Annotated in this window: 8 protein-coding genes and 1 riboswitch; of the genes, 1 reads left to right on the top strand and 7 read right to left on the bottom strand. The window is 37.2% G+C overall.

The window, feature by feature from the left end:
* Positions 1-274: 274 nt before the first annotated feature.
* The 7 genes from SGJ10_02100 to SGJ10_02070 form a co-directional block, all read right to left on the bottom strand.
* On the bottom strand, positions 275-808 hold the full coding sequence (locus SGJ10_02100) for a M23 family metallopeptidase (GenBank protein ID MDZ4756916.1): 534 nt from the start codon (positions 806-808) through the stop codon (positions 275-277).
* Between the two features lie 33 nt (positions 809-841).
* Positions 842-1,321, bottom strand: a complete 480-nt coding sequence (locus SGJ10_02095; protein MDZ4756915.1) for a hypothetical protein — start codon at positions 1,319-1,321, stop codon at positions 842-844.
* 123 nt (positions 1,322-1,444) lie between these two features.
* Positions 1,445-1,687, bottom strand: a complete 243-nt coding sequence (locus tag SGJ10_02090; protein MDZ4756914.1) for a hypothetical protein — start codon at positions 1,685-1,687, stop codon at positions 1,445-1,447.
* Positions 1,688-1,712: 25 nt separating this feature from the next.
* Complete coding sequence (locus SGJ10_02085) at positions 1,713-2,954, bottom strand: homoserine dehydrogenase (protein ID MDZ4756913.1); 1,242 nt, start codon at positions 2,952-2,954, stop codon at positions 1,713-1,715.
* 276 nt (positions 2,955-3,230) lie between these two features.
* Positions 3,231-4,403 (bottom strand): PLP-dependent aspartate aminotransferase family protein, encoded by a 1,173-nt coding sequence (locus tag SGJ10_02080; GenBank protein MDZ4756912.1) that lies wholly within the window; start codon positions 4,401-4,403, stop codon positions 3,231-3,233.
* Positions 4,404-4,683: 280 nt separating this feature from the next.
* A riboswitch (SAM riboswitch) is annotated at positions 4,684-4,797 on the bottom strand.
* Positions 4,798-4,802: 5 nt separating this feature from the next.
* Entirely contained in the window at positions 4,803-5,510 is a 708-nt protein-coding gene (locus SGJ10_02075; protein ID MDZ4756911.1) for a copper homeostasis protein CutC, read from the bottom strand.
* 84 nt (positions 5,511-5,594) lie between these two features.
* Complete coding sequence (locus tag SGJ10_02070; protein MDZ4756910.1) at positions 5,595-6,569, bottom strand: N(4)-(beta-N-acetylglucosaminyl)-L-asparaginase; 975 nt, start codon at positions 6,567-6,569, stop codon at positions 5,595-5,597.
* Between the two features lie 291 nt (positions 6,570-6,860).
* On the opposite strand from SGJ10_02070, the gene SGJ10_02065 reads away from it, so the two are divergent.
* Positions 6,861-11,726: a PKD domain-containing protein gene (locus tag SGJ10_02065; protein ID MDZ4756909.1), complete on the top strand. Its 4,866-nt coding sequence runs from the start codon at positions 6,861-6,863 to the stop codon at positions 11,724-11,726.
* Positions 11,727-11,931: the final 205 nt, after the last annotated feature.

Here is an 11,931-nt window from a genome sequence, read left to right as displayed (position 1 = left end):
TATAATAGTCCAAAAGAAAGGGACTAATCCCGAATGCTTTCGGGATGTAGTTCGGCATTACCATTCTACAAACCAATCCGCCACAGGCGGAGAACTATTTTAGTTTAAGAATTGGTATTAAATCCCTAGCATCATCCGGCCAATCGCCGTTCCAGCCATGTATGCCAATACCTCCACCAAGCCCCGTATTTTGTGGTGGACAAGTTTTGTTCTTCCAAGCGTAAGCAATACGTGCAAATGTTTTGGCATCGATAATTTTATTACTTAAAGCTTTCTAACTTCCACTGCCATCGCCAATAGTTCCAATCAATTGACGTTTGTTTAGGAGATCATTTTCCTTCACCGATATCGTTGCCAAATGCATATACACAGAGTATATTGTATCCACCTTATTATTCTCAATAAAACGGTGCTCGATAACTATAATATTACCCCATGGTACACCAAAATCTTGAGCTGCTTTTACTAATCCTTTTCCTGTAGTACACACAACCTGCCCTAAATCGGTATTGCCACCGCCTTTGCCATTCCAGTCTTCGCCCGTATGCACACCTAATGCGTATACTTCAGTAGTTTTGGTAGCGATATACCAACCGCTGTGTTTTAATCCTGTCGCTTTGTCTATATAATCTCCGCCGCCATTTCCATCTCCAAAGGGATAATCAAATCCATCGGCCAAGGTCGAGTCCATATATAAATCATGTATTTTGGGAGTAGAGGCATTTGCTTTAGTAGGCTTCGGAATTGGCGAAGAGCCGCAATGCATCGGCACCAAACATGTACAAAAACTGAGGAGAATTTTACCCATATGAGATAAACGAAAAAAGTACCAATTTATTGTCTATTCTATAATCCACTTTTCATCTTCTTTTTTAGTAATATAATATTCATGATGATCTATATAATTTTCTATTGTTACAAACCATTCTAAAACCGCCTCATGTTTAAGCAACTTTGATTTAGCTTCTATAATAGTTTGATAAGAACTATAGGGATATTTTCTAAAATCATTCGCAATTCCGTGCAGTTGCGGATTACAATGAATATAAGCAATTATCCTAGTAAAATAGGATTCAGAATCAATCATCTTCCTTCTGAAAGGTTTCTGGAACAAACTTCCAACTCGATTCTCTTGGAGGTTGATACTTTTGGCGTAGGAATTAAAAAAATTACCAAATTTTTGGCTGACTATTCCTGCAGCAGCAGCCCCCGCAGACCCGAAAAATCTTTCAGACCTTTCGCGTCTGCGGCTTAACCTGTCGGCCTCCAAAACCTCACCCTCATCTTTAATTTTAACCAACATGTGGAAATGATTCGGCATCAAGGAATACGCGTATAAATCAATATAATCTCTGAGAAACCAGTCATACTTCGTCATGAAATATTTATAATTCTTATCCAAATAAAATAAATTTTCTCGGTTATTACCTCGATTATATATATGTTAAAATTTACCGGCCAATAGAGTTGGCAAATAGTCATCAATATCAGTAGGTTTTTGAAAAATTTCTGATACTGGCGGTGGTAAAGGAGAACACCAATCACAATCCTCCCCCGTATCCGTGTAACCACGGCCTTCGCATTTGGGACATATATAACCGCACGAGGTCATTCTTTTATTATCAAGTATAAAGTCGCAAGTATAAAGTACTTGATACTTGATACTAGCTACTTGATACTCCTCCACAAACTTACTACAAAAAAACTATTCCTCAATTAAAAACACTCAATTCTTCCACTGTGAAGATTGGCTCACTCACTTCAGCATTGTCGAAAGAAATAACTGAAACATCTTTATTATTAAACCATGTAGCATCTTGTAATTTTTGTAAAGATATAATACCTACAAAGTATTTACGTGAATAACTTGTATAGGACTCTTCTATTTTTTCAAAATCATTTTTGTCAACTTCTCCGTCTTTTACAAAACTAACATATACCTTTATATAATCATTTTTTGTGAGTTGATAATCGATTCCGCGTTCTGCTTTTTTATATTCATAACGATAATCATAACGCAAAGCTGCAATATCACTCAACACCGCTGATGACGTAGGATAACGACCAGCTCCTTTTCCATATAGAAATTGTTGATCGGCTAATTTGCTTCCAATCAATACGCCATTAAATTCATTCCGTATATTATATAACTGACTTTGATTATTTACAAAAGTAGGCAATACAAAAGCTACAATATGAGTGTCGTCAATGCGTTTGGCTGTGGCAACCAATTTTATATTATGACCTTTTTCACTGGCATATTGGGTATCGCTGCCATGCAAAAAAGTAATTCCTTTATGCAAAATTTCTGTTGGCTTTACCGTAACTCCATAAGCATGTTGTAATACAATAGCAAGTTTGTTAACAGCGTCTTTCCCTTCCACATCAAGGGCGGGGTTACTTTCTGCAAAACCTAATTCTTGTGCTTGTTTCAGTGCTTTTTCATAACTCAAACCTTCTTCATTCATTTTGGTGAGTATATAATTTGTCGAGCCATTTACAATTCCCGAAAATGAATTGAGCAAATCATTGTCATAATACTCCTCCAAATTTCTGATGACTGGAATACTTCCACAGACTGCAGCTTCATATAAAAAAGAAACGTCATTTTGTTTTTGCAATAACAACAATTCTTCTAAGTTTTCTGCAATCATTTTTTTGTTTGCACTCACTACAGATTTTTTATTATTCAATGCTGTAGTAACTATATAATAAGCCGATTCTGCATCGTCAATTAATTCAACTATTACATTAATAGTTTGGTCATATAATAACTCGTCAGCATTAGTAGTGAAAAGGCTTGCAGGTGCTTCACGTTTTTTATCAGGATGTTTGATACATACTTTTTTTATCTCTGCATTAAGTGTAGGCGTATCTTGCAAAACTTTATATATTCCCTCTCCTACTACACCAAATCCGAAGAGTCCTATGGTTAATTTTTTATTTTGTGACATATAAATAATTGTTAATGGTTAATGATACCCGCCGCATCGGGGTTAATGATAAATGTGCTACGCAAACAATTTAATGGTTAATGGCTTTTTAGCCCCTCTATTCGCCGCGGCGAATCCCTGAGGGGAGACTGAATAGTACAAACTATAGTATGAAGTTGTAGCAATTGTAGGTTTGTATTTTTAGTATAGTCTTTAAGCAAAGTTTTCCTGTAGTATATAGTTTTAATCTATATACTTTAGACTTTAGACTATATATTTGCTACTAGCGACTTGATACTATATACTTTCTACCTTATACTTTACACCAATCTTCTCAAATACTTCCTGCAAGTCTTCTATCAAATCTGCGGCTTCTTCTATACCACATGATAGGCGTATCAAGGAGTCTACAACGCCCGATTGTAAGCGTTTTTCACGAGGCACCGATTTATGTGTCATTTGTGCGGGATGACAAATCAAACTTTTTACACCACCCAAACTTTCTGCTAATTTGAAATATTTTGTGGATGTTACAAATTCAATTGCGGCTGCTTCTGTATCATCTTTTAGTGAGAAAGAAACCACACCACCATATAATCCATTTTGTTGTTGTTTGGCAATTTCATGATTGAGATGTGTAGGCAAACCAGGATAATATACTTCTGCAACTTCATCACAAGTTTGTAAAAACTCCGCCACCTTCAAAGCCGTGCTGCACTGGCGTTCCACTCGAAGTGTTATAGTTTCAATTCCACGAATGAGTAACCAACAATCTTGTGGTCCTAATATTCCGCCCGAGGCATTTTGTATAAATTTAATTTGCTCAGCAAGTTCTTTAGTTTTAACAACTACAAGACCTGCAACCAAATCGGAATGACCACCCAAATATTTGGTACCACTATGTATTATAATATCTGCACCTAATAAAATAGGTTGTTGTGCAATAGGCGAAGCAAAAGTATTATCTACCACAACCAAACTATTATTGGCATGAGCGATATCACAAATCTTTTTAATATCGCTCACCTTAAGTGTAGGATTGGTAGGCGATTCGACCCATATCAACTTTGTTTTCGGATTGATATAATCTATAATATTATCGGCATTTGTGGTATCAACATAATGTATTTTAATACCGAACTTTTGATATATATGTGTGAACAATCTGTATGCTCCACCATATATATCATCGACGGCAATAATTTCATCGCCTGCACGCAATAATTTCAAAACCGCATCAATAGCAGCGAGACCCGTGGCAAAGGCAAAACCTGCTTCACCTTTTTCGAGTTTGGCTACAATATCTTCTAATACTTTGCGTGTGGGATTATTGCTGCGTGCGTAGTCGAAACCCTTGTTAACACCGGGTGCTTCCTGCACGTATGTAGCAGTTTGGTAGATTGGAACGGAGATGGAACCTGTAAGTTCGTCAACAGGAACAGAGTGAATAATGCTAGTTGTTTTTTGCATGATAAATGATATTTAAATTGTTAGAATTTAATCTTACCCAAAGCAATCGATAGAAAATCCTATAAAAATTAATTTATTTCTATCGGTTAGAATTGAGAATCCCGCAAGCATTTAATCTATAAAAAATAATTACATTTCAAATGCGTGGTTCGGGATAAAATCACTTATCTAAAAAGACAAACGGGAAGAGCAATGCCGATAACTATCGACATAAAAAAAGCTCTCCTGTTTAGTCAGAAGAGCTTATATATCTTGTACACAAATATGTTTCACTGTTTCTAACTTATCTATCTCACTGTTACATGAGTTGGAGTTGGCACCTTGTTCTAAAATAAATTAGAACAGGTTGTCAAGGCGTCGCAGGGCCATTTCCCTCTGCCTTTCTTGATAAGATGATTTTTAAGAACTGGCTACAAAGATAAGGGCGTAAAACAATACCGTGCAAATTATTTTTTTATTTTTTCTAATATTTATAATCCCACCATCCGAACTATGAATTTCAGAACATTTAGTTTCATTCACAATTTGCAAAACATTGTGTAGCCTTATTCCCCCGCCTGGTATAATAATGATTCTATCATTTGCATAAGCGACCAATTCCTTCAAAACATTTATATATTTTTCTGCGTTGCCCACTCCGCCCGAAGTGAGTATACGTTTAAATCCCAAACTATATAATATATCCATAGCTTCCAATTTGTTTTCTATGGTATCAAAAGCACGATGAAAAGTACAAGGAAATCCATCTGATGCATCAATTAGTTTTTTGCAATTTATAATATCAATTTTATTTTCATCATTTAAAGTTCCGAATACAAAACCGCTTACTCCATGGTGGACAGCCCATTTCATTTCGTCACACATCCAATTAATTTCCTCTTGAGTATATATAAAGTTTCCACCGCGAGGTCGGACAATTATATAAACTGGAATCGTAATTTGGTTTAAAACTTCTATAATACTTTCTCTACTTGGAGAAATACCATCGAGTTCTTTGGCTGTGCAAAATTCAATTCTATCAGCTTCTCCTCGTTGGGCAAGCAAAGCTTCTGAAAGGCTGTAACAACAAAGCTCTACATTTAATGATTTAATGATATTTGATTGCATGATATAATAAATGTAAAAATACTTTTATTTAAAAAACAAAAGATATTTTTTTTGATAGGTTCAGAAAATACATAATATTATTTTTTACTCCATCAAAAACTTCCCTTGGTATATTTCATCAATGGTATCAGTTTTTACAGCATACGTAAATCCTTTATGGATTCCAAAAGCACCCACCTCACCTTCTAAATTGATAGCAATAAACCCGACTTGTATATTTTTGATATTATCTTTTTTTCGTTTATATATTCTTTCAACTGCAGTTTTGCAAGCCTTTTCAGGATGCATTCCATTACGCATAAGTTCAGCTACCAAATGACTTCCCGCAATTCTAATCACCTCTTCGCCAACACCAGTTGCAGTTACTGCACCAGCATCTTCATCCACAAATAATCCAGCTCCTATAATAGGCGAATCTCCTACCCTACCATGCATTTTAAAAGCCAAGCCACTCGTAGTGCAAGCACCTGCCAGTAGCCCATTTGCATCCATTGCTATCATACCAATGGTATCGTGATTTTCTATATTAATGATAGGTTTATATTCCGACTTTTTGAGCCACTCTTGATATGCGTCTTGCGATTTGGGATTGATTACTGTTTCTATTTTCATACCCAAAGTATTGATGGCAAATTGTTGAGCCCCTTCTCCAGCCAAAATTATATGTGGCGTTTTTTCCATCACTCCTCGTGCCACACTTATCGGATGCATGATATGTTCTAAAAAAACAACGGAACCACAATCACCATTTCCCTTCATAATACATGCATCAAGCGTGGGATGTCCATCACGGTCGGGCAAGGCGGCCAAACCCACAGACATTTGTGTAGGATCAGATTCAACAAACATGACCCCTTTTTCAACGGCATCTACAGCAGAACCTTTTTCTGATAATATTTTCCACGCTTCCTGATTGGCAACTTTCCCAAAATCCCAAGTGCTTACCACTATGGGCTTGCCTTTTATTTTTGAATTACCTTTTGATTCAGCTAAACTCAAAAAGGGCATAGAACCTATTACCAATGCTGTGTTCTTTATAAAATTTCTTCTGTTTGTCATATTAATTTTACAGGTTATATGTAGTATGTTTATTTAAGTACACCTCTTGTAAAGGCTACATAATTTATCTCTTTTTTGATGGGCGAAATATAGTACATATGTCAACACTGTATTGAAAAAATGTTCAAAATTAAATCACCTATGAACGACCACGCCATTGTGATACTCCCAACCTGTCTATAAATATAGTTTCCGAATGGCAATTTATATACAAGCTAGGATAAGTTGTTCAATTCTTTTTAAAAATATGTTCTACTTTCGCAGCTCACAAATTATTTATATCCCTAAAATATGAAAAATAAAATTACAAAAATCAAACTCATTGGTTTGCTTTTGGGTCTTATGGTAACGTCATTTACCAGTGCTCAGATTACAAACAACACCGTTTCGTCCCCACAAAGTATTTGTGAAGGAAGTAAACCTGCATTATTTTCAGGCTCTATGCCTTCGGGTGGTGGCGGAAGCTACAATTACCAATGGCAATGGAGCCAGTCGTCGGACACGGATGGATTTGCTGATATCGCATCAGCAACTACCCAAGATTTTCAATCAGTATCTTTGTCAGTAACTACCTGGTTCCGTCGCATAGCAGATGATAGTTCGATTGGCGACACCAGTAATGCAATTGAAGTAACTGTTAACCCAATGCCAATTGCTGATGCTTTTGTAGCAAACGATAACCAATGCGTAAAAGACAACAACTTCACGTTTCTAGACTTTTCTAGTATAGCTTCGGGTAGCTATTCTATTATGTGGGATTTTGGCGATGGCAATTCAGATACGACCAACGCCCCATCCCATTCGTACAGTGCTGATGGTTCATATACCACAATGCTCACTATTACCAGCGACATGGGTTGTATTGATACCGCAAGCATAAATATAACGGCCAACCCAATGCCTGTTTCAGTAGCATGGGTAAACATTGAAACTCAATGTTTTCGTGGAAATAGTTTTTCTTACTTAGACTTCTCTTCACTGTCGTCAGGTACCTACACAGTTCTCTGGAATTTTGGCGACGGTAATTCTGATACGGTATCAAGCCCAACACATAATTATGCTTCTGCAGGAAGCTATATAACTCATCTTGTATTAACCAGCGATATGGGATGCGTCGATACCAGTGCATTAGGCATTTTGGTAAATCCATCTGCAACAGTTTCATTCTCTGTAAACAAAAATTTTGACTGTCTCACTGGCAACAGTTTCACTTTTGCCGATTCGTCTACAGTTAATTCTGGTGCTTATACACGTGTGCTGAATTATGGAGATGGCAGTTCTGATACCGCAGCTATGCCTACCTACACCTATTCCAATGTGGGTTTTTATACCGCAAGTCTTATAATATCTACCGACTCAGGTTGTATGGATACTGGCACTGTAAATATAAGTGTAAACCCAATGCCTGAAGCGATTGCCTCGGTAAATGATACAACCCAATGTTTCGCTGGCAATAACTTTATGCATAACGATTCTTCCACACTTGCCTCCGGTTCATATACTATTTTTTGGGATTTTGGAGATGGTAGTTTTGATACCACTGCTAACCCTTCTCACAGTTATAGTTCCGCAGGTTCTTTTAATGCAAGTCTTACAATTGTAAGCGATATGGGATGCAAGGATATGGTTACTTGGGTGAATACAGTTTACCCCTCACCAATTGCAAAAGTTTGGGTAAACGACAATTCACAATGTTTAGCCGGCAACCAGTTTATGTATATAGATTCTTCTTCGATTTCATCGGGCACCTATACACGTGAATGGGATTTCGGTGACGGAAATACCGACTCTATAGCTACCCCTACGCATACCTACTCCGCCATCGGTACTTATAGTTCTAGTTTGAAAATTACCAGCGATATGGGTTGCACTAGTTCGGTTGCATGGGCTGCCACTGTAAACCCATTACCAGTTTCAAACGCAGCAGTTAATAATGCGACACAATGCATTAAAAACAATTCTTTCGACTTTACTTCTAATCCTACCCCTGGAAGCACTATTAGCTGGGACTTTGGTGATGGCAGTAGTGATACATCTTTAAATCCTTCCCATACCTATAATGTAGTAGGGAACTATGCAGTGAGCGTAACTGTAACTAGCAACCAAGGATGTGTGTTCGTGAATAATTTCTCAGTTAAAGTTTTAGCATTACCAAATGTAATAGCAACTGTTGACAACAGTAATCAATGTTTAAATAATAATAACTTTAACTTTATGGATTCATCCAATTTGGCTCTGGGAAGCTTTACACGTGTATGGGATTTTGGTGATGGAAACACAGATACTGCTGCAAACCCTTCGCATACCTATGCTTCTGATGGTAGCTTTACGGCAAGCCTCAAAATTACGAATAGCAGTGGGTGCTTTGACAGTGCAAATGTAGTGGTTACTGTAAACCCTGTACCCGATGCTGTTGCATGGGTAGATAATGAAAAGCAATGTTACTTTGGAAACAATTTTTCATATTTAGATTTTTCTAGTATTTCATCAGGTTCTTATACTTTATTATGGGATTTTGGGGATGGAGCTACAGACACAACTTCGAGTCCTTCACATAGTTATTTAACAGTAGGTTCGTATACAACTAGCCTAATATTAACTAGCGATTTAGGCTGTATGGATACGAGTAAATTAGCTATTTTAGTTAATCCTTCTGCATCTGTTTCAATGTATGTAAGCAGTACTTCTGAATGTCTAAATGGAAATAGCTTTACGTTTGCCGATTCTTCTACACTCAGTTCTGGAAGCTACTCACGCATGTGGGAATTTGGCGATGGAGGTTCTGATACCGCAGCTATGCCGACTTATAATTATACTAGTGCTGGTGAGTATGTCGCAAACTTGATTCTAACCACAGACTCTGGCTGTATGGATACCGCTATAGTAAAATTAAATGTGAACCCTGAACCTGCTGGTTCTATAAGCGTAAATATGATGACTGCGTGTTTGAGCGGCAACAATTTTACATTTACCGATTCATCTACAATTGCATCGGGTTCATATACCCGCACTTGGCATTTTGGTGATGGAAATACAGATACTGCGTCTATGCCTAGTCACACCTACACGAGTGATGGAAATTATACAGTTTCGCTCACCCTTGTATCTGATAAGGGATGCACTGATAGTGTAACAATTGATATTACAGTAAACCCAATGCCCATTATTAATTGGTCGGCAAATGCTATTTCACAATGTTTAACAGGCAACAACTTTATGTTTGTCGATTCTTCAACTTTATCTAGCGGTAATTATACCCGTGTGTGGGACTTTGGTGATGGAAATTCTGATACCTCAGCAAATCCCTCCTATACTTATACTAATGACGGTGGATATACTGCAAGTCTTAAAATTACAACCGATGAAGGTTGCTTCGACAGCGTTGCCTTTAATATTTTCGTAAACCCAATGCCTAATTCTGTTGCTTGGGTAAATACAAATAGCCTATGTTTAACTAACAATGATTTTTCATATTTAGATTTCTCTAGCATCACTGCAGGTTCATATACACTATTGTGGGATTTCGGTGATGGAACAACTGATACAACATCTAGCCCTTCACATTCTTATAATAATGCAGGCAAGTATACAACTTCACTCATCATAGCTAGTGATATGGGCTGTATGGATACAAGTTCAGTGGATGTCTCAGTAATGCCTTCGGTAAACAAAACAATGTATATCAGTAATACTTCAGCATGCTTTAATGGCAACAGTTTTATGTTTGCTGATTCTTCTACACTTTCTTCTGGAAGCTATTCTCGTATGTGGGATTTTGGCGACGGAAATACCGATACAGCAGCAATGCCAACTCACAGCTATGCAAATGCTGGCATATATACCGCCAATCTAATCCTTACTACCGACTCAGGTTGTGTAGATACTGCTTCGGTAAAAATAAATGTGAACCCCGAGCCTTCTGCCAAATTTGGAATTAATATGAATACTTCATGCTTTAACGGTAATGGTTTTGTGTTTATAGATTCATCAAGCATTGCATCAGGTTCATATAGTTTATTATGGAACTTTGGTGACGGAAAAACAGATACAATTGGAAATACCACACATAGCTATACCGCCGCTGGAACATATAATGTATCATTAAAAATAACTTCCGATATGGGATGTACGGCCAGTGTGGCAGCAAATGTTACTATATATTCGCAACTCACTGCAAAAATTGGAGTAAATAATTCTTCCCAATGTATTATAGGAAATAATTTTAAATTTACTGATTCAAGCACTATTGCAAGTGGTTCTTATACCCGACTTTGGAATTTCGGAAACGGTATAACCGATACTGCAGCAAGCCCAAGCATTATATATGCTACTGCTGGCGTGTATAATGTTTCACTTACCATTATTTCAGATAAAGGTTGTACAGAAATCACTACGGTAACCATTCGACTTAATCCCAATCCAACTGTTGTTGCTTCAGCTAATGGCCCTACCACATTTTGTACAGGTGGAACTATTATGCTCACGGTTACAACAGGTTTAGGTAATAGTTATCAGTGGAAACGCAACGGAACCGTTATTTCCGGTGGAATCGATACGATGCTCATCGTAAATACTTCTGGTTCATATACAGTTACAGCTACAAATTCATCAGGTTGCAGTTCCACAAGTAATACTATTACAGTTAGTGTAACAACTAAACAAAGCTTAGGCAGCATCACAGGAAACACCACAGTAAACGTTCCAAATGTAGAAACATACTCAGTGGCATTTGTATCAGGCAGCAGCTACACTTGGGTAGTTAGCGGCGGTAATATAATAAGTGGACAAGGTAGTAATGCCATACAGGTACAATGGAGCAAAATAGGAACTGGTTTTGTGAAAGTAGTTGCCCCTTGTTATGATACTGCTATTCTTAATATATCTATCCCCACAGGTATTGCAATGGTTAGTACTTCAGGCAATGTTGAGGTATTCCCTAACCCTACCAATGGCTTAGTTACTATTAAACTACCTGAAGGAAATGTATATAATACTATTCGTGTATATGACCTTGCAGGCAAATTGGTTTTAACCCATAACCTCAATGGAGAAAAACAGTTGAACATAAATCTTGAAGCTTTTACTCAAGGTGTATATATGATAGAAATGATCGGCAATGACATCATCTCGAAAGAGAAAATTATTGTTGCACACTAATTAGTATTATAATTCTAAATATAAAAATCCCGGCCAGCTATGGTCGGGATTTTTTGTTATATACCGTTATATTCAACTAGTCCGATATTGGCTGAGCCTCATCGGGCTATTTGAATGCATCTGCGTTTCCATCGTAATATCATTCTAATACCATTCTAAAAACCCCGCTTAATCCCGATAATTATCGGGATGCGGGGGGATTAGT

This window comes from Bacteroidota bacterium, from assembly GCA_034439655.1.
Classification (GTDB): Bacteria; Bacteroidota; Bacteroidia; order UKL13-3; family UKL13-3; genus CANJUD01.
The sequence above is the reverse complement of the archived record's forward strand: the minus strand, read 5'-3'. Positions and strand labels throughout refer to the sequence as shown.

Bases quoted from the DNA above. Each gene is read 5' to 3' on its own strand.
- SGJ10_02075 (MDZ4756911.1), bottom strand. From the start codon at position 5,510: ATGCAATCAAATATCATTAAATCATTAAATGTAGAGCTTTGTTGTTAC.
- SGJ10_02080 (MDZ4756912.1), bottom strand. From the start codon at position 4,403: ATGCAAAAAACAACTAGCATTATTCACTCTGTTCCTGTTGACGAACTT.
- SGJ10_02095 (MDZ4756915.1), bottom strand. From the start codon at position 1,321: ATGCCGAATCATTTCCACATGTTGGTTAAAATTAAAGATGAGGGTGAG.
- SGJ10_02085 (MDZ4756913.1), bottom strand. From the start codon at position 2,954: ATGTCACAAAATAAAAAATTAACCATAGGACTCTTCGGATTTGGTGTA.
- SGJ10_02065 (MDZ4756909.1), top strand. From the start codon at position 6,861: ATGAAAAATAAAATTACAAAAATCAAACTCATTGGTTTGCTTTTGGGT.
- SGJ10_02100 (MDZ4756916.1), bottom strand. From the start codon at position 808: ATGGGTAAAATTCTCCTCAGTTTTTGTACATGTTTGGTGCCGATGCAT.
- SGJ10_02070 (MDZ4756910.1), bottom strand. From the start codon at position 6,569: ATGACAAACAGAAGAAATTTTATAAAGAACACAGCATTGGTAATAGGT.